The organism is Colwellia sp. SU-HH01172 (genome assembly GCF_057553355.1).
Map to the genome: position 1 here is coordinate 1,440,009 of NZ_BAAJMB010000001.1, position 25,758 is coordinate 1,465,766.

Annotated in this window: 24 protein-coding genes; 12 read left to right on the forward strand and 12 right to left on the reverse strand. The window is 39.5% G+C overall.

Annotation, left to right across the window (positions count from 1 at the left end; genetic code table 11):
• Window position 1: 1 nt before the first annotated feature.
• Window positions 2-1,225, reverse strand: a complete 1,224-nt coding sequence (gene ftsY / locus AC27JP_RS06400; protein ID WP_487113140.1) for a signal recognition particle-docking protein FtsY — start codon at window positions 1,223-1,225, stop codon at window positions 2-4.
• 150 nt (window positions 1,226-1,375) lie between these two features.
• Between ftsY and rsmD the strand changes: the two genes are divergently transcribed.
• Entirely contained in the window at window positions 1,376-1,966 is a 591-nt protein-coding gene (gene rsmD, locus AC27JP_RS06405; RefSeq protein WP_487113141.1) for a 16S rRNA (guanine(966)-N(2))-methyltransferase RsmD, read from the forward strand.
• 78 nt (window positions 1,967-2,044) lie between these two features.
• Here the strand turns inward: rsmD and AC27JP_RS06410 are convergent, their stop codons facing one another.
• From AC27JP_RS06410 to AC27JP_RS06420, 3 genes are all read right to left on the reverse strand, one after another.
• On the reverse strand, window positions 2,045-3,637 hold the full coding sequence (locus AC27JP_RS06410; protein WP_487113143.1) for a serine hydrolase: 1,593 nt from the start codon (window positions 3,635-3,637) through the stop codon (window positions 2,045-2,047).
• A 195-nt stretch (window positions 3,638-3,832) separates the two neighbouring features.
• Window positions 3,833-4,690 carry a polyamine aminopropyltransferase gene (gene speE / locus AC27JP_RS06415; RefSeq protein ID WP_487113145.1) on the reverse strand — a complete coding sequence of 286 codons (858 nt, stop codon included), beginning with the start codon at window positions 4,688-4,690 and terminating at the stop codon, window positions 3,833-3,835.
• Window positions 4,680-5,642: an adenosylmethionine decarboxylase gene (locus tag AC27JP_RS06420; protein WP_487113147.1), complete on the reverse strand. Its 963-nt coding sequence runs from the start codon at window positions 5,640-5,642 to the stop codon at window positions 4,680-4,682. Before AC27JP_RS06420 ends, speE begins: the two co-directional genes overlap by 11 nt.
• A gap of 250 nt (window positions 5,643-5,892) precedes the next feature.
• Between AC27JP_RS06420 and speB the strand changes: the two genes are divergently transcribed.
• From speB to AC27JP_RS06435, 3 genes are all read left to right on the forward strand, one after another.
• Window positions 5,893-6,852, forward strand: coding sequence for an agmatinase (speB, locus tag AC27JP_RS06425; RefSeq protein WP_487113149.1), 960 nt, complete (start codon window positions 5,893-5,895; stop codon window positions 6,850-6,852).
• Window positions 6,853-6,861: 9 nt separating this feature from the next.
• On the forward strand, window positions 6,862-8,790 hold the full coding sequence (speA, locus tag AC27JP_RS06430; protein WP_487113151.1) for a biosynthetic arginine decarboxylase: 1,929 nt from the start codon (window positions 6,862-6,864) through the stop codon (window positions 8,788-8,790).
• A gap of 178 nt (window positions 8,791-8,968) precedes the next feature.
• Complete coding sequence (locus tag AC27JP_RS06435; protein ID WP_487113153.1) at window positions 8,969-11,026, forward strand: TonB-dependent receptor; 2,058 nt, start codon at window positions 8,969-8,971, stop codon at window positions 11,024-11,026.
• Between the two features lie 325 nt (window positions 11,027-11,351).
• Here the strand turns inward: AC27JP_RS06435 and AC27JP_RS06440 are convergent, their stop codons facing one another.
• The 6 genes from AC27JP_RS06440 to AC27JP_RS06465 all read right to left on the reverse strand — a co-directional run bounded on the left by AC27JP_RS06440 (window position 11,352) and on the right by AC27JP_RS06465 (window position 17,168).
• Window positions 11,352-11,882, reverse strand: a complete 531-nt coding sequence (locus tag AC27JP_RS06440; protein WP_487113497.1) for a response regulator transcription factor — start codon at window positions 11,880-11,882, stop codon at window positions 11,352-11,354.
• A gap of 3 nt (window positions 11,883-11,885) precedes the next feature.
• Window positions 11,886-13,133: a sensor histidine kinase gene (locus AC27JP_RS06445; protein WP_487113155.1), complete on the reverse strand. Its 1,248-nt coding sequence runs from the start codon at window positions 13,131-13,133 to the stop codon at window positions 11,886-11,888.
• A gap of 38 nt (window positions 13,134-13,171) precedes the next feature.
• Window positions 13,172-13,798: a YjaG family protein gene (locus AC27JP_RS06450; RefSeq protein WP_487113157.1), complete on the reverse strand. Its 627-nt coding sequence runs from the start codon at window positions 13,796-13,798 to the stop codon at window positions 13,172-13,174.
• Between the two features lie 33 nt (window positions 13,799-13,831).
• Complete coding sequence (locus AC27JP_RS06455) at window positions 13,832-15,493, reverse strand: hypothetical protein (protein WP_487113159.1); 1,662 nt, start codon at window positions 15,491-15,493, stop codon at window positions 13,832-13,834.
• 99 nt (window positions 15,494-15,592) lie between these two features.
• A complete protein-coding gene (locus tag AC27JP_RS06460; protein WP_487113161.1) occupies window positions 15,593-16,222 on the reverse strand; it encodes a helix-turn-helix transcriptional regulator in 630 nt (209 codons plus the stop codon).
• A gap of 181 nt (window positions 16,223-16,403) precedes the next feature.
• Entirely contained in the window at window positions 16,404-17,168 is a 765-nt protein-coding gene (locus AC27JP_RS06465; RefSeq protein ID WP_487113163.1) for a SapC family protein, read from the reverse strand.
• Between the two features lie 192 nt (window positions 17,169-17,360).
• Here AC27JP_RS06465 and AC27JP_RS06470 point away from each other — a divergent pair, with 192 nt between their 5' ends.
• From AC27JP_RS06470 to AC27JP_RS06505, 8 genes are all read left to right on the forward strand, one after another.
• Window positions 17,361-17,681 (forward strand): hypothetical protein, encoded by a 321-nt coding sequence (locus AC27JP_RS06470; RefSeq protein WP_487113165.1) that lies wholly within the window; start codon window positions 17,361-17,363, stop codon window positions 17,679-17,681.
• A 149-nt stretch (window positions 17,682-17,830) separates the two neighbouring features.
• Window positions 17,831-18,817 (forward strand): DUF6662 family protein, encoded by a 987-nt coding sequence (locus tag AC27JP_RS06475; protein WP_487113166.1) that lies wholly within the window; start codon window positions 17,831-17,833, stop codon window positions 18,815-18,817.
• Window positions 18,818-18,905: 88 nt separating this feature from the next.
• Window positions 18,906-19,457 carry an FMN-binding protein gene (locus tag AC27JP_RS06480; protein ID WP_487113168.1) on the forward strand — a complete coding sequence of 184 codons (552 nt, stop codon included), beginning with the start codon at window positions 18,906-18,908 and terminating at the stop codon, window positions 19,455-19,457.
• Window positions 19,458-19,465: 8 nt separating this feature from the next.
• Window positions 19,466-20,323, forward strand: a complete 858-nt coding sequence (locus AC27JP_RS06485) for an FAD:protein FMN transferase (RefSeq protein ID WP_487113170.1) — start codon at window positions 19,466-19,468, stop codon at window positions 20,321-20,323.
• 10 nt (window positions 20,324-20,333) lie between these two features.
• On the forward strand, window positions 20,334-20,822 hold the full coding sequence (locus AC27JP_RS06490; RefSeq protein ID WP_487113172.1) for a hypothetical protein: 489 nt from the start codon (window positions 20,334-20,336) through the stop codon (window positions 20,820-20,822).
• Entirely contained in the window at window positions 20,822-21,220 is a 399-nt protein-coding gene (locus AC27JP_RS06495) for a QcrA and Rieske domain-containing protein (protein ID WP_487113174.1), read from the forward strand. Before AC27JP_RS06490 ends, AC27JP_RS06495 begins: the two co-directional genes overlap by 1 nt.
• A gap of 10 nt (window positions 21,221-21,230) precedes the next feature.
• Window positions 21,231-23,186 (forward strand): TonB-dependent receptor plug domain-containing protein, encoded by a 1,956-nt coding sequence (locus tag AC27JP_RS06500; protein WP_487113176.1) that lies wholly within the window; start codon window positions 21,231-21,233, stop codon window positions 23,184-23,186.
• A gap of 41 nt (window positions 23,187-23,227) precedes the next feature.
• Complete coding sequence (locus AC27JP_RS06505) at window positions 23,228-23,755, forward strand: PepSY domain-containing protein (protein ID WP_487113178.1); 528 nt, start codon at window positions 23,228-23,230, stop codon at window positions 23,753-23,755.
• Here AC27JP_RS06505 and AC27JP_RS06510 read toward each other — a convergent pair.
• The gene (locus AC27JP_RS06510) at window positions 23,752-24,978 is read right to left on the reverse strand and encodes a beta-ketoacyl-ACP synthase (protein WP_487113180.1); all 1,227 of its coding nucleotides are present in this window, start codon (window positions 24,976-24,978) and stop codon (window positions 23,752-23,754) included. The two genes, AC27JP_RS06505 and AC27JP_RS06510, sit on opposite strands and share 4 nt — an antisense overlap.
• Window positions 24,978-25,712, reverse strand: coding sequence for a 3-oxoacyl-ACP reductase FabG (gene fabG / locus AC27JP_RS06515; RefSeq protein ID WP_085300181.1), 735 nt, complete (start codon window positions 25,710-25,712; stop codon window positions 24,978-24,980). Before fabG ends, AC27JP_RS06510 begins: the two co-directional genes overlap by 1 nt.
• Between the last annotated feature and the right edge of the window lie 46 nt (window positions 25,713-25,758).

Sequence of the window (25,758 nt, forward strand, 5' to 3'; positions counted from 1 at the left end):
ATTAATTTTCTTCGGTAAATAGTGCATCAATAAAATCATCGCCATTAAACGGACGTAAATCATCAATACCTTCACCAACCCCCAAATAACGAATTGGAATGGCATGTTTATCAGCAACAGCGAAAACCACGCCACCTTTAGCCGTACCGTCTAATTTTGTTAATGCTAAACCGGTTAAACCTACTGCTTCATCAAATAATTTGGTTTGACTCAAGGCATTTTGCCCTGTGCCTGCGTCTATCGTCAACATCACTTCATGTGGTGCGTTAACATCTAACTTTTTCATTACCCGAACCACTTTCTTTAACTCTTCCATTAAGTGGCCTTTATTCTGCAAACGCCCTGCAGTATCGGCAATCAGTACATCGACACCACGCGCTTTAGCGGCACTAATAGCGTCGAAAATTACTGAAGCGCTGTCAGCTCCAGTATGTTGTGCCACTACCGGAATATCATTACGTTCGCCCCATACTTGCAACTGCTCAACAGCGGCGGCACGGAAGGTATCACCAGCAGCTAGCATTACCGATTTACCTTCAGCCTGAAATTGCTTCGCTAGCTTACCAATAGTGGTGGTTTTACCGACGCCATTGACACCTACCATCAAAATCACAAATGGACCATTTTCTGATTTAACAACCAAAGGTTTACTGACCGGCTCAATCACTTTTTTCAATTCAGTTTTTAATAAGTCATACAAAGCTTCGGCATCTTTTAATTGATTTCTAGATGCTGATTCAGTTAATGAATCAATAATTTTAGTGGTTGTTTCAACACCCACATCAGCTAATAACAAATGTGTTTCTAATTCTTCAAATAACTCTTCGTCAATTTTTTTGCCGCGGAATAAGCTAAAAATTCCACCACCAAGATTCTGCCGTGTTTTGGTTAAGCCCTGCTTTAAACGGGCAAAAAGGCCAAGTTTTGGCTCTGGCTCTGGCTCTGGCTCTGGCTCTGGCTCTGGCTCTGGCTCTGGCTCTGGCTCTGGCTCTGGCTCTGGCTCTGGCTCTGGCTCTGGCTCTGGCTCTGCAGCAGTTTGTTCAATAGGCAATTCTTCGCAAGTATTATCTTGTGAAATACCCGCTAATTCTGCTGCTGAATCGACTTCAGTAACAGCATCATTAGATTCAATGTTTTGCGTATTTTCTTCCGTTGTTTCAACGGCAGCAACTTGTTCTTTTTTCCCAAGACCTAACCAGGAAAACATACCTTTTTTCTTCGACATAAATGTATTACAGCACTAATTTAATGAATAGCACGAACTTAAATCGTTAATCTATTCATGAGTTCAGTTGGTATTCGCTACCAAACAAGGATAAAATTGTCGATATAGTATCACCTTACCTGCCGACAAAAAACAAAAGCTGTTGAAGTTATGAGCAAACTCAAAAAACAACCAAATAAAAATGCCGCAAAAGGGCATATTCGTATCATTGCTGGTCAACATCGCGGTCGAAAATTGCCGGTATTAATGGCTGATGGTCTGCGTCCAACGACTGATCGAGTCAAAGAAACGGTTTTTAATTGGTTAATACCCTACATTCAAGATGCGACATGTTTAGACTGTTTTGCCGGCTCAGGCGGTTTAGGTTTTGAAGCACTTTCACGCGGTGCTAAGTCAGTTACCTTTATCGAACTCAATAAAGCAGCGGCGCAACAACTAAACGCTAACAAAACACTGTTAAAAGCGAGCAATATCGAAATTTTGTCAGCTAACGCCATCGACTTTTTAAAAAAAAATCAGCAAGAGTTTTCACTCGTATTTATCGACCCTCCTTTTAGAAAGGATTTAGCACAACAAGCGGCAGAAGTATTATCACAACAGGGCTTATCGGAAAATGCCTTAATATATGTTGAAATGGAAGTCGATAATAATAGCCAAGTGATGCCAAGTCATTGGCAACTACTAAAAGAGAAAGTCGCTGGACAAGTTGTCTATCGACTTTACCAAAATACTCAACCGTAAGAGTTAATAAAACCTTGTGATAAAAAAAGAGGCCTAGGCCTCTTTTTTTTATCATCCATTAACAGAACTAATTCTAGCTTAGTTTTTAGTCGCTTTAGATTTTAACTTTAAATCATGAAAATCAAAGCTGAAATCTGTCGCCCACGAAACAGCTTTCATCGTGACATAATTAATACTGCCATCTGGGTTCAAATTAAAATTTACATAAGCATCGGCTTCCAATGTTCGATCATTCCAACGAACAATAAAAGTATTGTGTTGATAATGCTCTAAAGAGCCGCGTAGTGCTGGCGTATTGCCAAATTGCATCACTAAGTTGTTATTTTCAGCACTAATCGTTATTTCACCATACCAATTATCAACATAAGTTTGCGCATAACCTGTTAACGGTAATGATGGTTTTGAATTTTTATCTACACTGGCGGCAGCTTCAGCTAATTGTGCTTTTTTGTCTGCTTCGTAAGCTTTCATTTTTGCTGCGTAATGCTCAACCCAGTCTTTCTCAGGTAATTTTAAATATTCATTCAATATCTGTTGCGATATGGCGTTAAATGCAGAACCTGATTGCTGGTTGGTTAAAATCACCATGGCTAAGTTTTCTTCAGGCACCATCACCACTTTTGACACCATGCCTAAAATGCCACCGGTATGCTGAATCACCTTAACACCGTGATAATCTTTCACAAACCAACCCAAAGCATACGCAGTAAAGTGGGTTTTATCTTGATCGGTAGCGCTTTGTGGTACCGGCAATAGTGTCCGAGCTTGCCACATAGCACGACTTTGTTTTTCACTAAATAGTCTTAATTCTTGGTCGCCATTTTGGCCGTATTTTCCGCGCTTTAACTGGGCTTTTAACCAAAGCGACATATCGTTAACGCTGGATGCTACCGAACCTGCCGAAGAGAATTTTTCTAGGAAGTTTCCGCCAACCACATGCAGTTTTCCGTCAAGCGGCACATGGGCACGGGCGACATTTTTATTTGCCGGTGGAATGAGTGAAAACTTTGCTCGAGTGTTCTTCATGCCTAACTTATTGAAAATATTTTCTTGTATATTTTCATGCCAAAGCTTGCCCGTAATTTTGGCAATAATTTCACCAGCAATAACATACATTAAATTATCGTAAGCAAATTCACTTCGAAAACTCGACACTTGTGGTAAGTGCTTTAAGCCTTTAATAACATCTTGATTCGTTAAAGTTGTTTCCGGCCAAATCATTAAATCGCCAGCGCCAAGGCCCAGACCACTGTTGTGAGACAATAAATCTATAATGGTAAATTCACGAGTAACATAAGCATCAGGCATCTGAAACTCAGGAATAATATCAATAACTTTTGTTTGCCAGGTTAACTTACCTTCATCGACAAGTTGCGCTAACAAAGCCGCGGTCATGGCTTTAGTATTTGATGCTACGCCAAACAAGGTATCGGCAGTAACCTTTTGCTCGCTGCCATGTTTAAGTACGCCAAAGCCTTTACTTAAAACCACTTGATCATCTTTAACAATAGCGACGGCAATGCCCGGTACTTGAAAAGCTTTCATTGCTTGAACTACCGACTGCTCAATACGAGCAACTTCACTCGCTGCGTTTTCAGCATTAGTTTTCGCAAAGGTTAGGGTGGAAACAAACAGTGCGCTTATTAAAAGCCATGAATAGCCTAATTTCATTACAATTCCTTAATGCTCCAATAAGAGCTTTATTTTTATTTTTCGCCGATACCGTAACTGATGTCAGTTATTTTGACCAGCGCTAGGACGCACAGATTTAAAATGAAGTTCAAGCAATAAAGAAAATATCGGTATGGGAAGTGTTGCAAAATAAATTGAGCCACAGCAGGGTTACCGTGACTCAATCAGGAAAAGCTAATTATTAATTAAACCCGCTAACCCTTGTTTAGCAAATGTCGGCAAAGCGAACGCAGCACTATGCAGTGCTTCATTATAATATTGAAAGTCTAAACCGCTCTCAATCACACGTTGTGGATTAAAATCTACAGTTGGGTGATATTTTTTACTGGCAAAAGTAAAACTCCATAAGCCGCCTGGGTAAGTTAAGTTACTGAAAGAATATAAATAACTGGCTGGGAATACAGCATTTAACACTTTCAATAACGACTGCTGAATATCCATGGCATACCAAGAAGATTCACCTTGAGAGACAACAATACCGTCATCAGACAAGCAATTGAAAACATCTTGATAGAAAGCTTCACCAAATAACGGCTGTGCCGGGCCAATTGGATCAGTGCTATCAACAATAATTACGTCGAATTTTTCTGTTGTATTTTTTACAAATTCCACACCGTCACCTATGATCAATTGCATTTTCTCATGATCTAAGTCTTTTGAGGTTTGCGGAATATGTTGACGACATGCTTCAACTACCATGGCATCAATTTCAACCATAGTACACTTTTCAACACCTTGATGACGCAACACTTCTCGTGCGGTACCGCCGTCACCACCGCCAATAACCAGTACATTTTTAGGTGCCGGATGAACAAACAATGGCACGTGAGCTATCATATCGTGATAAGCAAATTCATCACGCTCGGTCACCATAATTAACCCGTCATTGAGCAACATTTTGCCATGACCTTTAGTTTCAACCACATCAACAGTTTGAAACTCGCTTTTTCCTGAAAAAAGCACTTGCTCAACCTTGAATTTTAAACCTAAAAAGTCTTGGAATTTTTCTTCAACCCATAAATCAGAGTGCATGGTTTTCTCCTGCAATATCAAGCTCTGTAGCTTGCGTAAAGGTTTCTTGCGGTAAAATATAATTGGCAAAGTGAACGGTATAACTATTTACTAAACGCTCAGTTACCGCTGACTTAATGACATAATGCTTTGGTACAAACTGTTCAGTTAATTCAGCAAATTCAAGCTCATTAAAACTTAATAAATCAAATGACTTAGGGGCAAGAATTTTCAAAAAAGTTGCCGCAAGCGTAATTAAGTTAATATTAGATTCAATACTGACATAGCTACTATTGGCTTGTGGCGTAACATGAATGGTTAAGTATTCTTCACCACGAATGGCATTAATCGAGTAGCCAAATGGTTCAAAAACAAAATCATCCAGCATGAAATCACTAAATAGTGCATCAAGCTGCAGAAATTGACGAATTTCCTCGGCTTTTAAACCAACGGTGGTCAACTTATCAGACGCTTGTTGACTAATTTGATATGCTAAAAGCTCGTAAGTTTTATCTTTAACCTCAGCTTTAAATTCATTGTCTTGATGAAAAATATAATTGTGGTGGCTGTCTAGCTCACCAAAGCGATAAGCTTTGCTCGGCATATATTGGCTTAATAGCTTAATATCATCACCAAAGGTACTCGGCTGAGCATGAGCAAAATATTCATTTTTTCGTTGATAGATCACTTGCCTGATTTGATCCATGCCTATTTGCTGAATAAAAAATTCAACCGCATGAACTAAGTGCGTATTACCACACGTCAAAATAAGTAATCGGTCATGCCAAACAAATAAACTAGATTCAGACAGTAAAAATGCCTTACATTCACCGTTATTGATGGACGATAAAATATGGGCATGACAACGTTCGACCATAGCGGTCCAAAAGTCATCGGCAATATCATCAATTAAAGAAAGCTGAGCGGGGTTTACCATAATCTCTGCTTTTTTTTCTGAGCCTTCAAAAAACAATAATCTATCCTCTATACAGGGGTAACATTTTGTCCCCGGGTATTAATATCAAAGGAGCTAACAACGCGCTGAAAATACCAGCAAAAAAGTGCGCGCTATTTTACAAAAAAAAAGACCAATTTCAATAAAAATAGTCGCTATTTAACATCAAACAACACGATACGATATATTTAAAAAAAACTATACTTTATTTCACTTTTCAGCATAATTGCGATTTTTAAATAGTTAGTCTTTAGTTAGGTATATTCTAATGAGCAATCACAACATGTCATTAGCAGCGCAAGACAAAATATCCACGATTAATATCACATTAACGCCACCCGATACCTTGTTTGATTTTGCTCAACCGGCACAAGGAATATTTAGTAATAGTGTTCACTTAATTGGCTTTGAATTTGATGGCACCGCTTGCTTTCGCAAAGGCACTAAAGACGGACCAAATGCCCTACGTAAGGTGTCAGATGGCATTGAGTCATTTTCACCTTATCTAGAAGCAGATCTTGAAGAAATAACATTTTTTGATTTAGGTAATCTGTCTACTCGCATTACCCCTAGCGATGACCAACATAAGAATATCGAACAACAATGGCAAACCGCAAGTGATGATTTTACTGCCCTATTTGGCAAACAAAACTTACGCGAAAATAATATCAAAGTTCTGACCTTAGGTGGCGAGCATTCAATATCATTCGCACCTATTACCACCTATTTAGCGCAATATGATGACTTAGTATTAATTCATTTAGATGCCCATGCCGATTTACGCGACGGCTATCTTGGTTTTCATCATTCACACGCGGCGATAATTCACCGCGTTCACGAGCAGTTTGGCCCTGCACATAGCTTAATACAATACGGCATTCGCTCAGGTACCAAAGCAGAATACCAGTGGATGAAGACCAATAACACCCTATGCAAATCTCGCGCTGAGTTTTTACAGAGCATTGAAAGTATTGATGATCAGCGACCAATATATTTAACTCTCGATTTAGATTATTTCGATCCCAGCTTCTTCCCTGGAACTGGCACACCAGAGCCAGGTGGTGAAGACTTTCATTCATTTATTAGTCTTTGCAAAATACTAACAGCTAAAAACTTTGTTGGCTGCGACGTTGTTGAGTTAGCACCCAATATTGATCGTACCGGCAACAGCGACGTATTCGCAGCTAAAGTTGTACGTGAATTAATCCTTTGTTTACAACCAAATTAGGAGCCTGCCTTGAAAAACTTACCTAATCACTGGACCATAGAAGATGCAAAAAAAACCTATCGAGTAAATCGTTGGGGCAATGGCTATTTTGATATTGGCGATAGTGGCGACATTAATGTTACTCCACGTTATGACCAGCCCAATTTAAAAATCAATATGCGCGAAATTATTGAAGAAATGCAAAATACTGGCATTCAGTTTCCTGCCGTTATCCGTTTCCATGATATTTTACGTTCGCAAGTTGAAGTACTTAACAAAACCTTTAGAAATACCATCGAAGAAGCACAGTACGAAGGGCAATATTTCGGCGTATTTCCCGTAAAAGTAAACCAAATGCGCGAAGTGATCGAAGAGATTGTTGATGCCGGCAGTCGCTTCAGTTACGGGCTAGAAGCGGGCTCTAAGCCTGAGCTTATTGCCGCCTTGGCCTACAATACCAACAAAAACTCACTAACCATCTTAAACGGCTATAAAGATGAAGAATATCTACGTTTAGCCTTACTCGGTTTAAAAATTGATCGAAAAATCATTATCGTTATCGAAAAATTCAGTGAGCTGACAAAGCTAATAAAGCTTTCACAAGAATTAAACGTAAAACCTATAATTGGCTTACGGGTAAAAATGATGGTGAAAGGCCGCGGGAAATGGGAAAACTCAAGTGGTGAACGAGCAAAGTTTGGTTTAAGTATCGCGGAAATTTTAAATGCCATTAATATGTTGGAAACCGCAGGATTAAGTGACTGCGTTCAACTATTACATTTTCACATTGGCAGCCAATTAACCGACATTAGAGCGATAAAAGAAGCCGTTCAAGAAGCGTCACTAATCTACTGTAAGCTGGTAAAACAGGGAGTTCCTCTTGAATATGTTGATGTTGGTGGTGGTTTAGCGGTTGATTATGACGGCTCGCAATCAACCAATGACTCTTCGTGCAATTACAACTTATCAGAATACATTGCAGATATTGTTTACGGCTTTAAACAAAACTGTGAATTGGAAGCTGTTCCACATCCACACTTAGTTAGTGAAAGTGGCCGCGCCATGACGGCACACCACTCTTGCGTGGTAACAAAAGTGATTGGTGAAATTCATCCCAGCGGCACACAATATAACACCCGAAAGTTAACCGGCGAACATATTATTGTTACAAACTTTCGTGAATTAGAACAAAGCCTTACTGATACTGACAAAGAGAATAATCATCAAGAAGTTTACAACGATGCTGCACAGTTAAAATCACAAGCAATGCATGCTTTCAAATTAGGTATTTTCTCTTTAGATGAATTAGCCAAGGTTGAAACCATGTATTGGCGCATTCTCAACACCATAGAGCAACAACTGAAAAACAATGAGTTTGTACCTGAAGAGTTAGACTCTATTTCAGAAATGCTTTCTTCGCAATATCTAGCCAATTTTTCGGTATTTCAATCTGCTGCCGACTCTTGGGCTATCGACCAAGTACTGCCCATTATGCCTATTTCTCGTTTGCACGAAAAACCAAGCAAACTGTGTAGTTTAGTGGATATTACTTGCGACAGTGATGGCAAAATTGACAAATTTATTGGTGAAGACGTAGTTGCAAAACATATTCCGTTACACCAATTAAACGCTGATGAAGACTACTTTATTGGTATATTTTTAACTGGAGCTTATCAAGATGTGATGGGTGACATGCACAACCTTTTTGGTCGCTTAAATGAAGTGCATATTGTCAGCTACGATGATGACCCAAAAGACTTTTACATTGAAGAAGTGGTGAAAGGTTCGTCGGTAGAAAACGTGTTATCAACAATGCAATATACCCCCGCAATAATGGCACAGGTGGTAAAAAAAGAGATTGATAAGCAAATCGCCCGTGGAAAAATCAAACCTCGAGAAGGGGTTAATTTGATCGACTTTTATGATGAATGCTTGCTAGGTTACACCTATTTAAAATAGCTATCAGGCGCGATAAATTAATCTTTATCACGCCTAATCCCTCGGAAAACGCTGTAACTTGATCTGCGTCAAACCCAGATGCGACATAATGTCGCACTCTGCCTAACTTGTTTTGTTTTTAAGAAAAACTTCAGTAAAAATCATTCTGTTAGCCCATTTTTATTATCAGGATGTAGTAATGCAACTCTCAAAAATTTCCCAAACACTTGCTCTCGTTTTGTCCGTCGGCTCAGTAAATGTTTTCGCTGAAGATGTTAACGACAACAGTATTGAAGTGATCACCATAGAAGCCCCCAAATTAACGCATTCTGAAACAGCGCTAGCAGAAGGTAATTTAGTGATGCCTGATGTGGCTGATTGGCTAAAAACCGTACCTGGGGCAAACATTAATAAAAACGGCCCAATCACAGGTATTGCTCAATATCGTGGCATGTTCGGTGATCGCATTGCCAAAACTATCGGAGGCCAAAAAATTGTTAGCGCTGGACCAAACGCTATGGATGCACCGTTAACTTATATTAATCCGATTATGGTTGAGTCCGTGTCTGTTTACCGCGGAATTGCGCCAGTGCGCATTGGTATTGATACCCTTGGCGGTGCTGTTGAAGTTAATCTTAAAAAAGCAGAAGTAGATACTAGTTCGGCTTTAAGTGGTGATTTAGCCCTTAGCTACAACGACATTAATGATGCATCAACGATTGCTGGCGACATTAATATTAGCAATGAAAACACCGGCATTTTGTTGTATTTAACCGACCAAAGTGGTGATGACTATGAAGATGGTGCAGGTAACGTTATATCTTCAACAAAATACGATAAGAAGCAGTACGGTATAGATGTACGTCATCAAGGTAAAGATTGGCAAATTGGCGCAACTTGGCACCACGCAAAAACCGACGATTCTGGTACACCAGCATTGCCGATGGATATCGATTACATCGATTCTGACCGCTACAACCTTGATGGTGAATTACAATTAAATGACTGGCAATTAAGCTGGCAGTTAGGTTACCAAGATGCCACACATGGCATGGATAACTTTAGTCAACGTCAAAGTATGGACGCCAGTATGTACCGCTATAATACCGCCGATGCACAATCATTAGACTACAAGTTATTGCTAAGCCAAGGTGATTGGTTATTTGGCCTTGAGGGTTTTGACGCCGAACATAATTCTGTGATCACCAACCCAGAAAATATGATGTTTGAAATTAAAAACTTTAATGATGTTAAAGATGCGCGCCATTCAATTTTTGCTGAATGGACACCAAGTAGTGGCAAATTTTCACATACCATAGGGCTTAGAGTAAAAAGCAATAGCGCTGACGCGGGTGAAATATCTCATTCAATGGCGATGATGAATCCGAATATCAAAGCCCTACAAGACGAATTTAACGATGCTGACCGCAGCGTATCAGATACCACATTTGACTTAGCCTTCAGTAGCGAATATCAATGGACCAATACTACAGCAGTTAACTACTCTGTGGCTGTTAAACAACGTGCAGCAAGTTACCAAGAACGTTACTTATGGGTGCCTATGCAAGCAACTGGAGGTTTGGCTGATGGCAAAACTTATGTTGGTAATATCAATTTAGACAACGAAACGGCTTATCAAATTAATGCTGGTATTTCATATGACGAAGGTGACTTTGCCATCGCTCCACAAGTGTTTTACCAAAAAGTTGATAACTACATTCAAGGCACACCATCGACCGATATGCGAGTGAAAATGGTTGCAGGTATGATGGGTGATGACAGCCCACTAACCTTCACCAATATTGACGCAACCTTATACGGCGCCGATATGAACTGGCATTATCGTTTAAACGAGCAATTTAAATTGTCGGGGATTGTTAGCTATGTGCGTGGAGAACGTGACGATATAAATGACGATCTTTACCGTATTTCGCCATTCAATACCCGTATCAATTTAAATTACCAATATAAAAATTGGCAAAGTAACTTAGCAATTCATGCTTACAGTTCACAAAATAAAATCTCTGAGCTCAACAATGAAAAAGCATCAGCTGGTTATGCTGTTGTTGACTGGCAAGTAGATTATTTTGTTAGCAGTGGTTTAGTAGTTCGAGTGGGTGCCAACAATTTATTGGACAAGCAGTACAGCGATCACCTTGGCGGAGTTAATCGCGCCAATGGCAGTGAAATTGCCGTTGGAGACAAAATTAGTGCTATGGGAAGAAATGTATATCTGGCTGTGGATTACCAGTTTTAACCGCTATTTTTGATGGCGCCACCCTGCCATTAACTATATTTTGGTGTGATACCCGCTCTATTTCAAAATACGCATTTCAGCAAGTCGAAAAAGGGGTAGCTACAAGACATTGATTGAAGAGAAAAGTATTCTATTGTCAAAATCAATAACGCAGGAGATGACCCTTTATCGGCTTGCCCGTAGGGAACATAAGCTAGAAAATCAGGCCAGCGTTGCAATATTTGATAAGGGAATAACCATTATCTACATATTGCGCCTTGAACTGAATTCCTAGCTTAGTTCTGAAAGTATATTTTGAAGTAGAGCGGGTATAGTAGAGCCAGTATCATCTTGATACTGGTTTTTTTTGTAATTTTCTTTGTAACGTTCGACGATGCATACCCAATTGCCGAGCTGTTGCCGAGACATTGCCATCATTGCTGTTTAGCACTTGGTTAATATGTTCCCATTCCACACGTTCAGCCGACATGGTATCAACATCAAATGCTACGGATTTGATCTGCTCTTGCTCAGAGTTTAAAGCAGTCAGTAACATTTGCGTATTGACCGGCTTTGCCAAATAGTCATCTGCGCCTAAGCGCATCGCTTGCACCGCAGTAGCAACACTAGCGAAGCCTGTGAGTAAGACTAAACGTACCTTAGGTAAAGCAGCCCGAATTGGTTTTATTAGCATTAAGCCATTTTCAGAAGCGAGCTTCATATCCAATAAAATGTAATCCGGTTTAGTTTGCAAACATGCATGTAAAGCTTGATCAGCCTGATGAACCTGTTGACAGTTAAAGTCATGCTTTGCCATGCGCCTAGCTAGCGTGGCGGCAAATGAAACATCATCTTCAATGATTAACAATTTCTTCATCATTTATAGTTTCTCTTCCAATAGCGGTAAATTGACTAAAGCAATACAGCCTTGTTCAGGGTGATTTAGCAGTTTAAGTTTGCCACCGAGTCGATGAAAGGTCGAGTTTGATAAAAATACCGCCATACCTAAACCTGATTCGCTATTAACCATTTGCTCACCAAGCACAGCACGCTGGGCTTGATTCATGTTCGCTTCAATGCCTAAACCAAAATCGCGTAACTTTAACGACAAGGATTTTTCTTTCACGCCCACCGTTAAGGTAATTTTATTTTGCTTATTTTCTTGGTTTGCTCGAATAGCATTTTGTACTAAGTTCAACAGCGCCGGTAATAACATGGCATCAGACTCTATTGTTGCGTCAATGGGCTCTGCCTGAATAATATCGAGTTGTTGCTCTGGGAAATGAAAGTGCATTTGATCAACCAGCTGCTCTATTAGCTCATCAATCGACAATCGGGCTTTTTTATTTTCTCGAATAGAAGTGGCTAAAGAACGAAAATACCCCAGTTGACTAGTACACTGATGAAGCGGCTCTGCCATGGCTATTACCGCTTCATGCTCAGGATAATCTTCCGCCAACTCTTCATACAATAATTGCAGGTTCGCTAGCGGTGTTGCTACTTGATGGGTAACTTGCGCCGATGCGACTCCCAGCGCCAATAACTGCTCACTCTTTAACTGATCTTCACGCTGCAAAGCGATAGCTCGCTCGCGGTTGGTGATCACCCGTGCCATTGCACCAACAACAAAAGTCACTACCAGCACAGATAACAAGAAGTTTGCCCACATACCAATAAAATGATTGCTCATATCCATGTGATGCATGGTATGTTCTGGCATGGTTAACAACAGCACACTGTATGACGCCACAGCCGATAGCGAAATAAACAACAAATAGCGTGCTGGTAAGCTTACCGCGGCAATGACTATCGGCAATAGCAACAACGAAACAAAGGCATTGGTAGCACCACCACTTAATGACAGTAAAACTGTTAAAAAAACAACATCCGCCACCAATTGAAAAACAATCGCTAAATTGCCAGCGCTGCGTTTTCGAAAGGCTAATATGCTAAACGCATGAAAAACACTTTCAACAATGATAACAATCACTAACGGCATCAACGCTATTTGCAATGACATAACAAAATAGACGATTAGTACCGTAAATAGTTGAATGACGATAGCGATGGTTCTTAATAAGAACAAACGCTGAATTATGGTCATGGTTTGGTAATTAACTGACGGCATAGCGACTCATAAAAGTTAAAACGTAACGGGCTTCTACACTAGTGATTAATTTCTATGCCCAAATTTGACAAGCCTTCTTCTAATACTAAGGCTTTAGCTTGCTGGCAAGTAGCTTTGTTTTCACTGGCATTTTTTAGGAAATCAAATAGCTCATTTTGCGTTGCTTTTTCCCATTCCATTAATGGGTGCGCGTTAATTTGTTGCGGAGAAATAATAAGCTCTTCTTCATCAGGCGTTTGCTCGTCCATTTCCTGTGCTAGGCTCAATTCAACATAGTAACTAACACTGTTTTCCGATAACTTGCCGATGTTTTCAAAAGCACTATTTTGTGTGTCTTGCATAGATTGAAACAACGACATAAGTGCCATTGCGCTGTCTAAGGCAGGAAAAACACCAAAAAAGTCAAAAGCCTCTGGATCTGGCACTTGCTCTTCTAGTTTAGCAATTTGCGCATCATAATTTATTTTACAGCGGCTATCTTTGTCCAGCCATTGCCAAACAAGATCAAGCTGGTTTCGCAACACTTTGTATTCACCAAACTCCGCGTGCTCAGCAAACATTTGATAATTCGGCAACATGCGCTCCAATAATGCCGCACAAAATGCTACTTGCTGCCATTGACTTAATTTTTTAAAAGGGAGGTGAATCACCACGTTATGTCTCATTATCAATCTAAAAAGTAGGGCGCTAGTATAACCCTATTTAGACATTTTCGTTAACTGCTTCTGTGCATATTCAAAGCGTAAACGATACTCAGTGAGCTTATCTTCCAATTCATTAACTTGCTGTTCAAGTTTATGATTTAAATCTGTATTCTCATCACGTAAATACTTAATGGTTTCTCGTGCTTTGTTATACTCCAATTCCTGTTTACTTTTGCTTTCTCGTACCATTTCTCGGTTTTTAATTGCCGCAGATTTTTCTGTTTGCAAGTTTTGTTCTAGTTGGCTGACTTGTTGTTCAAGCTCTTGCACCGCATTGGCCAGCTCAGTATTTTTATCACTCAACGCTTGCTGAGCTTGTTGTTCTTGTTTTAGTTTTTCAATGTGGTTGGAAATTTCTTGCGTTTGCTGAGCAATTTTTGCTTCAAACGACTTCTCTGTGTTATCAGCATTTTTTTGTAATTCACTGAGCGCTTTTTCTTTATCTTCGAGGTTTTTTTCTAGTTTATTAACTGCTTGCTGTTGATGCGATGCTAACTTTTCTATCTCTCGCTGCTGCTGTTCTTTTAATTGCTGATTACTAGTTTTGAGTTTTTCTTGTTCAACTTTATGTTCAGCAATTTTTTGCTCAAACATCCGTAACTCTTGCTTTAGCTTTTGATTATTTTCATTACTTTTAACGATATTATCTTCAAGTGCTTCAAGGCTTTTTTGTAACCTAACTATTTCACTTTTATCTTGCTTAGTTTGCTGATTGTTGTTGCTAATTTCACTATTCAACAGCGCATTTTCTTTTTCAAGTTGCCCTACTTTCTGCTGTTGATTTTTACTTTCACTCGTTAATTGCTGATGTTGTTTTGTTAAATCTGCCGCTTCTTTCACTTGCTTAGCTTGTAACTTGCGGCCTTGTTCAATATCAAGCATTAAGGCATCATTTTCAGCTTGTAACTGAGCCACTTTTTGGTTTTGTTTTAGCGCTTTTTCTTCCAGAGCTTGTCTTTGCTTAATCAGTTCTGCGGCTTGCTTTTGCTCATTTGAAAGTAAATCATTGCTCGATTTTAGCGCTTGCTCTTGTTTGGCTTTTAAATATTCAAGTTCGCTGGCAGCTTGTTCATATTTTAATTGCGACTCAGATACCTGTTGATTCTGTACCGACATAGCCGCAGCTTTTGCTTTGTCACTCTTTTCAAGGCTGTCATATTGCTGCTTTAGCTTAGCGACGGTTAATGCTAATTCTTCTGATTGCTGTTGCGCCTGACTAAGCGCCTGTTGGCTTTTAGTCGAACTTATTTTTAGCTGATTAACTTGTTGCGTAAGTGTTGAATTTTCTTGTAACTTTTCTTTTAACACTTGTTCGGTATCGGTGAGTTTTGCCGTGTTTAATTTGGCATGATTTTCTAACTCTTGGCTTTGTTGGCTAAGTTGCTGCTGCAATTTTCGGACTTCAACATTAAGGCTATCAATTTCATTACGGTGTAATTGTTGTGCGGCATCTTTTTGCTGAGATAATTCATTATGCTGTTTACTGAGCGCTTGGAAGCTCGGGTGCTGATTAATAACTTGCGGGGTTAGTGGTATATTTTTACTGTAATCCGTTAAAAGCGCAGTAATTTTATCTTCAATTTGGACGTAGATTTCGCCCGCTAAGTTTTGAATATTTTCTTCAACATCACTCGGTAATTTTTTCTGTTCAGTCATACGGTATTAGTCCCTAACCCTAGGTCAAATATACATCATGGTACGAAAATCATCCTAGCAGAGGTTTAGTTTTTATTCACCATTATTTAGTATCACTGATCAGCACTGCTGAATACGATAGCTACACCGACGATCACCGGTAAGCAGGTACTCACTTCTCTCGACAGAAAAGCCGTCACCGAAGCATTGCTGGAAAATAACCAACTCAGAACGACAAAAATTTTGACATTGTGTTGCCGCCGCGCAAATAGGGCAATGGCTTTCAATCAATAGGTACTCATTTGTCGATACCTTTTCAACACTGGCCATATAGCCCTCTTGTGAGCGAAGTAAAGCCAAAGTTTCAATTTTACTATTTAGACTAGTACACACACTTAAAGCGGCTTTATACTTCTCAAGCATTTGCTTTTCGCGCATGGCAATAACTTGCTCTAAACCTTGTTCCCCAAATATATTGCTGACTGATTCAATTAAGTGCAAAGTGAGATCCGCATGACGGTCTGGAAAACGTTTATGGCCTAATTCGGTAAGTTGCCACATTTGTTTTGGTCGGCCTACGTCCGCTTTTTGCAGAAAGTGGCTAACGAGCTTTTTTTCTTCTAAGCGCAATAAATGCTGCCGAGCGCCCATACTGGTCATTGCCAGTACTTTAGCTAATTCACCAGAAGTCATTGCACCTTGGTTTTTTAATTTCGCCAATATGGTATCGACATTTTTCATCTGTTCCATGGTTACTCAGTTTTCTAAATCAATATCTGCTAAAACACTGACTAGATAATAAACATAAAGGTTTAAAAAGGTAAATTAAAATTCATTTTTGGATTCTATAACAAGTTATTGATAATAATTTGTCCAATAACGCAAAAAGGGCCGTAAGGCCCTTTTTCAATCTTAATATAATTAAGTTTGGTTATTTTTCTTCTGTTGCTGTTACTGGCGTAAAGCGGATAGCATTAACTTTTGCCGGTGATTCACTTTGGTTACGCAACTGCGCTAAACGGTTAACTTGGCCAATTGAACCTAACATCGCGTGAATTGGGATGAATAAACCACGCTTGTGAAAATCAAGAACTTTATCATCACTTAGGGCTTGTACTTTCTTTTCATCAACACCGTAAAGACCAACAAGCTTCTTAGTTTCGCCAGCTGCAAAACTTACATTTAGCTCAAGCTCCATTAATAAATCATTGTCTAATAATTCTTTAATGAATTTTTCGTTCATGACTTCATTGTCATATAAACGACCTAATGAGTCTTGCACACCTTTAAAGAATTCAGTGTCATTGCCATCAGCATCAAATAACTCATTCTCTTTATCTTCACCAACAAACTTGTTATCTAAGTCAACACACGCTGTTAAGGTTTTTTCTTTCTCTGGGTCTAAACCTAAAGAAAATGGTGCCATTGCAATGCTTTGAGGAATATATACTGCATTCCAAGAATCTTCTTTATGGTAAAGGTTTTCGCCCGCCTCTAGGCCAAGCATAGCAACACTGCGGTAGCGTTCAGAATCATTATCTTTCACTAATACAATTGGGTAGCTAGTTGCCGCTTGTGAATATTCAGGTGCGGTAACAGGCGCAATATGTTGATTAGCGACATGGGATAAGTCACGTTTTGCGGCAATTTTAATGTTTTGATGTGTTTCTTTTTTAATTGGAGTAATGTTAGCCATGAATAAGTTCTCTTTTACTGCGTCTTTAATAGTTGTCGTTTTATGACACTTTTCTGTTGTTGATAATAGTTATGGAGACAGACATTAGGGCTTTCAATGGTATAATTAAAATAATCTCTATAATAATTATAGGATTTTAACTAATACAATAAATAGTTAAATATAACCACCTATAAAACAATAAGTTACTTTATGAACATGATTAAAATTTTTTGTTTGGTTTTATTTATTATAAGCCCTCTTAGTTGGGCAAAACCAAAAACAGTCAGTACCTTCAATGTTAATGCTGCAGGCTTTACCCAAGTAAGAATTACAAATGATACGCTGGTTGTTTTGGCCTGTTATGTTGCTATTGACGGCTTCAAGAAGAAGTTTCGTTTGCGCGCTAAAACAACTTCACAATGGATAACAGCAACAGATACACGCTACAACTACCAAAATTTCAGTACTTGGTGTGATTATTTAGAGCTGCACCCAAAATACAATAATTACCCGATATTTCCTGCTTACTAACTATTGAAACCTCCTATTAAGAAAAATCAATATTCCCAACAACAAATACAAATGATAACAGTTATCAGTTGCGTTACGTTTTGTAACTAATTATAATGCCCGCATAACAAAAACGACCTCTCTCTTTGATATATTTGGGCTTTATTAACATGAAACTAAATTTTAATACCATCATGGCTGCGGCAATTTCTGCTGCAACCTTTACTGCATCTGCTGGCGAAAACCTGTGGGTTTACGCAAAAGGCACCGATACACGCCCGGCAGGTAGCTACGAGTTTAAAATTGCTGACACTATTCGTTTAGATAAAAATGCAGGCGATCACTATACTTTCCACGATATTCGTCCTGAAGTTGAATATGGTGTCACCGATAGCTTAACCGTTGCTGTTGAAGCCATTATTTTTGATCACGATTACGATGTCGGCTCAGAAGACGAAGGCGCTCCATGTCCTATGTGTGAAGCAGGCGACGGTACTGGTAAATTTAGCGACACGCAATTTGCTGGTTATGAACTTGCCATGAAATATAACGTACTAAGCCCGTACAAAGATGCGTTTGGTTTTTCATATGGTTTAGCTTATGAACGTCGTGACAAATATCGTTTAGATGGTGCAGATATCGATCAAGATTCATTTGTTGGTACCTTATTTTTCCAAAAAGACTTTTTAGATGACACAGTTGTTACTGTACTAAACATTAAAACTGAATTTGAACGCAGAAAATCAGGTACGGTTGTTGAAGATGAATTCGCGGTTGATATTGCTGCCGCAATTTCTTACCGTTTCGCGCCACAATGGTTTGTTGGTTTAGAATTTAGACATCAATCAGATTACTTAAATCCGCAAGATAAAGCGGAAAAAGGTAACACTGAAGATGGCTTTGATGAAGACGGTTACACGATTGGCTTAAAGAAATCTAATTTTGACTTAAGTGACTTCCGCATTGGTAGCCAACATCAACGTGGTAACTATTTCGGACCAACATTACACTTTGCTGAACAAAAATGGTGGGTGACTGCTGGCGTACTATGGCAAATTAGTGGCGGCGGTTCTGAGCACGCTGATGTTCGTAACGGTCGTAACTGGGATGAGCATGAAAAAATGCACATCGGTTTATCTTATGGTTACGAATTCTAGAAATTTTATGCACTTAGCTTAATTCGATAAGGCTTACACTTACCTGTAAGCCTTTTGCATTTTTAATAATCACAAGTTAATCACTATCATGAGTATGTTACGTAGACGATTTTTAAAAGGTTTAGTTGCCACGGCAGCTAGTTTAGCACTACCCATTCAAGTCGCTTTTGCTAAAAGTTACTTAACCATAGCGCAGGCACAAAAAATATTGTGGCCAGAACAAAAGCTGACACCTGCACCTGTGGATTTGACAGAAGAGCAAGCTGACTTAATTGAAGACTTATCTGATATTCGCGTTCGCAACCATCATATTAATAGCTGGCGCTCGGAAGATGGCGGCTGGTTTATTGTTGATCAGGTTATCGGTAAACATGAAAACATTGATTTGGCCGTCGCGATTAGTGCTGATGGTAAAGTAATGGGCATTGAAGTAATGACCTACCGAGAAACATACGGCGACCAAATTATGCACCCGAAATGGCGTGCACAATTTCACGGCAAAGACAGCAGTGAATTTCTTAAACTCGATAAACAAATTAAGAATATTTCCGGCGCTACCTTATCGTGTCGTCATGTAACAGATGGTATCAATCGACTTAACCATACGTGGTCGAGTGTGCTTAGTAAAATCGCACTGTAAGTTTTATTATGACCGTACGCCAAGTTACTCGCTGCCGGCCACTATTAGGCACTTTTGTTGAAGTGAATTTGCAAGCTGACTTGCCTGAAAAAGCGCTGATTGAATATTCAAATTTAGCCTTTGCAGAGATTGAGAGAGTACAACAGGTTTTAAGCTTTCATCAGCAAAGCAGTGAATTATCACAACTTAATTTGGCATTAATATCTGCGCCAACTTCGGTTAAAAAGATTTCTAACGATCTGATAAAGGTACTCTCGTTCGCCAGTGACTTGCATCAAAAATCTACCGGTATTTATGATATTTCGGTAGCAGCAAATTTAGTTGTCGACAAATACTTGCCTGATCATCTTATCAGGCATAAAAATCAGCCGCCGTACGGTAACTTTAGTGACGTAACACTAACAAACAATAGCATTTGCAGTGCTAAGCCTGTTTTCTTTGATTTAGGTGGTATTGCTAAAGGGTATGCCGTCGATCAAGCCATTTCTAAAATACCGAGTAGTGTTTCAGGCTATATTAACGCCGGCGGCGATATGCGAGTAATTGACTGGTTTGAAGAGCAAGTGGCAATAAAGTATGCGCGCCGCTCAGGCGCATTAAAGCAATTAACATTGCTCAATACCGCCTTGGCAAGTAGTGGCAGTTATTACCAACAACAAGGCTCACAGTATTTCAATCCAAAAACACGACAATATAACGCCATTAAAGGCTGTATTTCTGTTTTTGCTGATAGCGCCATGCAAGCCGATGCACTGACCAAAATTGTCGCACTAATGAAACGCAAGGATGCAAAAAAATTATTAAATCATTATTGTGCTAAAGCCATAACCACCAATAGATTCGGCTTTAGCCGCCAAGTAAACTAGAGAATATGTTATGTCCAACATTAGTCGAAAAATAGCCAAAAAGTATCGCTATTTATTTTATGGATTTTTAAGCTTAAGTGTATTTAGCGGTTCAGGCTTTTGGCTACTAAGAAACTTTGCCATGGTGGAAGGAGACTTCGGCCCAGAATCACATTTTCTACAATATCCTTTTTTGCAACTACACGGTTTTGCCGCATTTATGATGTTAATGGCACTGGGGAGTATTTTTACTTCACATGTTTCAAAAACTTGGACACTGGGCAAAGCCAAAAAGTCAGGTGTCACCCTGATGAGTTTTATTGTTTTTTCACTACTATCGGCCTACAGCCTTTACTATTTAGTTGGCGAAGATTGGCATACCTTACTTGGCAATTCTCACGCTATTGTTGGATTACTGCTGCCAACATTATTGCTTGTTCATATTAAAATTGCCCGTAAATCGCGGAAAAAGAAAGCGCATTACCATCATAAAACCAAAAAACGAGTACATTCATCGTAATGAAACGTCGAGAATTTTTAAAAACGGCCTGTTTAGCCACTGCCTGTATACTTCCTGCCTGCAAAAGCACAGTAAAATATGCTGATGCGATACAACAAGGAAATAAGCTCGTGGTCGATAAAAGCTTATTTTTAGCAAACAGTATTGTCACCATCGCTTATAATCAACATGGTATTGGTATTACTAAATTAGATGACAATACCTTTGTCGCATCATTACTCACTTGTACTCATCAAGGTTGTGCTGTTTCTGTAGAAAAAAATGGTTTTATTTGTCCTTGTCATGGCGCACGTTTCGACAGTTTAGGACGCGTGACTAAAGGCCCAGCAGAAGAAGACTTAGCTCGCTATGTGACGAGCGCTGATCATCAATTCGTCTACATACACTTATCAGAATAAGTAAGATACTGTGCTCAATAACTCAACAAAATTATCCTGCGGCTTATTACTTATTTGCTCGGCTTTACCTGTATCAGCAACTCAAATTTTAGCAGGCTCAGACAAAGCGGACTCAAACGTAGTAGGGAAAAACGCGGCATTAGATAATCAGCCGCAAACCGAGATCATGGTGATTTCATATTCAAAAGCAATAAAGTCACTCAACGACACCCGTACCAGCGATAATATTCTCATCTATCCAGAACAAATTATTAGCGCACAACACACAGTTGCCGATTTAATTTCCCAAAGCGCAGGTGTAAATCTCAATGGTCAAGGTGGATTATTTCAAAGTTACAATATTAGAGGTTTTAGTCGTGCGAGAATTAAAACCGAAGTTAATGGCATTCCGATTATTTCTGATAGAAGGGCTGGTAACTCTATTTCTTTTATTCCTGCAGAATTAATTTCAGAGGTCTATATTCAAAAGGGTCCCCAATCTACACTTTATGGCTCTGATGCTATGGGTGGTGTGGTCAGTATTTCAACTCAAACTCATAACACTTCAGCTATTAAGTTTGCAACCCAGGCACAAGACAATGCGCAGCATATTTCGGCCAATTTTGTTGGTGACAGTATTAACGCAAGCTTAGTGCATCGAAAAGCCGATAATGCAAAAGCGCCAACAAATGCCCACAATGAACTCAATACCTCTTACCAACAGCAAGCGGCAACACTTTCAAGTGAATTTAGTTGGTACGACATTGATATTTTTGCATCTGCCATTGTCAGTCAAGGAGATGATATTGGCAAAAGCTCAATTACTTTTCCTAATGAGCGTATTAGCAATTATCCGCAAGATGATCATATCTTGTCACAAATAGAGTTTTCTGTTGCCGAAAAATGGCAAGTAAAGCTTTATCAACACAGTCAACAATGGCAAACCGACATAACGCGACTTAATGACGGTGGTAGCATTTCTCGTAGAAATCTAACTGATTACCAGTCAGATACCTTTGGTATTTATGGCTCTTGGCTTGTTAACAATACTGTGATGGGAGCAGAATGGCTTGGTCGCCACAATATTAAAATTGGCGAACGAGAGTTTACCGCGACGAATGAGTTAGCTTGGCAAAAAGACATGATTGATGCCGACGAAGATACTTTTGCTATTTATGCCCTTCATGATTGGCATTTTAATGATATTACACTCGCTACTGGTGCCAGATATGACAGGATAAAACTCAGTCAACTTCAACAAACTAAACAAGATAATTTTTTATCATTATCGGCCAATGCCAGTTATCAATTTTCACAAAGCACTTCAGTGAGCTTACAAGTGGCTAATGCTTTTCGATTTCCAACTGTGAGTGAACTATTTTTTTCTGGTGAAACGCCAAGGGGTAATACCCAAGGCAATAGCGCATTAAGCCCAGAAAAAAGTTTCGGCCTACAGTTTTCGTTAGCACACAATTTCAGCCCGAACTTCAAAACAGCATTCAATGGTTATCACTACGTTATTGATGACTTTATCGAGCGATATACGTTAGATAACGTGCGATATTACCGAAATAATCAACAAGTAAAAATACAAGGTTTTGAGTTAACCAATAGTTGGCAGATCAGCCAGCATTGGCTATCTAGCTTTGGCTTTCAATGGCAGCAAGGTCAAGATGACGATAATAATATTGTCGATGACGGTATTCCAAAAGCATTTAAATGGTCGTTAAACTGGCAAAATGATAGTATCAATATTCGCCAGCAGTTAAGTTATCAATTTTCACAACAAGATGTCGGCGCCTCTGAATTCGCACGAGAAAGTGAGCTTATTTGGCATACTGAGCTCAATTATCAGGTAAATAACAACTTGCAGCTAAACCTTTCGGTGATTAACTTAACCGACAACTTATACAAAAGCTCAAGCGATGAAGATGCTGCTTATCAACCAGAAAGAACCTTGAGTTTCAAAGGTGTTTGGCAGTTTTAAGTGTACATGTAACAACAGACAATTTTTAACTATGAGTAACAATGAACTTTAATAGAATTAACCGCAGCACCCACAAATGGGCCAGTATCGTTATTGCGATACCATTTTTGATCATATTGATCAGCGGTATTCTATTGTTACTTAAAAAAGATGTGGAATATATTCAACCAGCAAGTGCTAAAGGCAGCGTAAAAAACCAACCAAGTATCAGCTTTGAGCAAGTATTAACGATTGCCAAATCAGTTCCCGAAGCAAAAATTGATTCGTGGCAAGCCATCGACAGGTTAGATGTTCGCCCAGGAAAAGGGATTATAAAAATAAGAGCAAAATCAGAATGGGAAATTCAGATTGACGCAACGACAGGTGAAATACTTAAAACCGCTTATCGCCGCTCAGACTTTATCGAACAGCTACATGACTTTACTTATTGGCAAGACAGCGCAAACCTATGGTTCACACTGCCACTGTCAATTGTGCTATTGCTCATTTCAATAACTGGCGTTATTTTATTCTTTCTACCGTATTACAAGCGTTATAAAAACCGCCAGCGTATTAAAGACTATAACTAGCCTTGCCAGCGCTTAAATATTAATGAGGTATTAATACCGCCAAAAGCAAAGTTATTGCTCATCACATAGTCTGTTTCGATATCTCGACCTTGCTCAACAATATAGTCTAGATCGCCACATTGCTCGTCTACATTGTCTAAATTCAGCGTTGGGGCAAACCAGTTGTCTTGCATCATGTTAATACAAGCCCATGCTTCAATACTTCCACAGGCACCTAAGGTATGGCCTAAATAGCTTTTTAATGAGCTCATCGGCACTTTACCAAAGACATTAGCTGTTGCATTTGATTCAGCAATATCACCTTTTTCGGTCGCAGTGCCATGCGCATTTACGTAACCAATGACATCGGCATTTAAGTCGGCATCTTCAAGCGATAACTCTATCGCGACTTGCATGGTTTCAGCGGTAGGCTGAGTGACATGTTTACCGTCAGAATTTGAGCCAAAACCTACAATCTCTGCAAGTATATTGGCGCCTCGCGCTTTAGCATGTTCAAGCTCTTCTAAAATTAAGGTACAAGCGCCTTCACCAATGACCAAGCCATCTCGGTCTTTGTCGAACGGTTTTGGCGTTAGTTTTGGTTGATCATTTTTAGTACTGGTGGCATATAAGGTGTCAAATACAGCAGCTTCTGTGACACAAAGCTCTTCTGCACCACCAGCAATCATCGCTTTTTGCTTACCAAATTTAATGGCTTCGTAGGCATAACCAATTCCTTGAGAGCCAGAAGTACAGGCTGAGCTCGTGGTAATTACTCGGCCTTTAGCTCCGAAAAAAACACCAATATTAACTGGTGCAGTATGCGACATCATCTGTATATAACTCGTCGCCGTTACACCATCCATCGTATGGTTTTCCATCATATTTCCAAAAGCAACCAATGGCGCTGTCGAACCTATTGATGAACCATACGAAACACCAGTGCGACCATCAGTTAATGCGGCGTCATTTAAAAGGTTCGCTTGCTCTAGTGCCAGCTCTGTTGCACGCGTTGCCATTAATGAAACCCGCCCCATTGAACGAACCATTTTACGTTTATAATGTGCTGGTTTTTCAAAGAGCTTAACCGGTGCACCTAAGCAAGTATTCAGGCCGTCTAATTTCAGCCACTCTGGCATCACCTCAACAGCATTTTCACCTTTTTCTAGTGCCGCTCTGAAAGTTGACCAATCATCGCCCAATGCCGTTATCGCCGACATTCCAGTAACTACGACTCTTTTCATTACACTATTCCACCGTTTACTGAAATGACTTGCCGAGTGATATAGGCAGCACCGTCTGAAACTAAAAATGACACTGTCGCAGCAACTTCTTCTGGTTTACCAACGCGTCTAAGTGGGATCATTTTTTTCACTTCATCTAACGGTAAGTCTTGTGTCATATCGGTATCAATTAGCCCTGGGGCAACACAGTTCACGGTGATTTTTCGCTTAGCTAATTCTAAAGATAAGGCTTTAGTTGCCGCGATAACACCACCTTTAGCAGCGCTATAATTTACTTGTCCTCTATTGCCGGCAATGCCAGAAACAGAAGCCATAGTAACAATTCTACCGCCATTTTTAGCTCTTACCATTGGCATAACGACCGGATGAATAACATTATAAAAACCATCTAATGCGGTATTAACAACGCTGCTCCAGTCATCACTTTCCATGGCAGGGAATGCCATATCTTTAGTAATACCGGCATTACAAACAACACCGTAGTAAACACCGTGCTCTTCCATGTCTTTTTCTATCGCGTGTTTTGCTGATTTTTGGTCACAAACATCAAATTGTAAAAGGGTCGCTTTACGGCCAAGGGCTATTATTTGTTCTTGAGTGTCTTTAGCAGCCTCAAGTCCATTTCGGCAATGTACGGCAATATCAAAACCATCTTCAGCAAGCTTAATCGCAATTGCTTTACCTAAACCTCGGCTAGAGCCGGTTACTAGAATTCTTTTAATATCGCCTGTCATTATCATTCTTCACTTTTCTTATTTATTTTGTTTTATTCAAAGATAT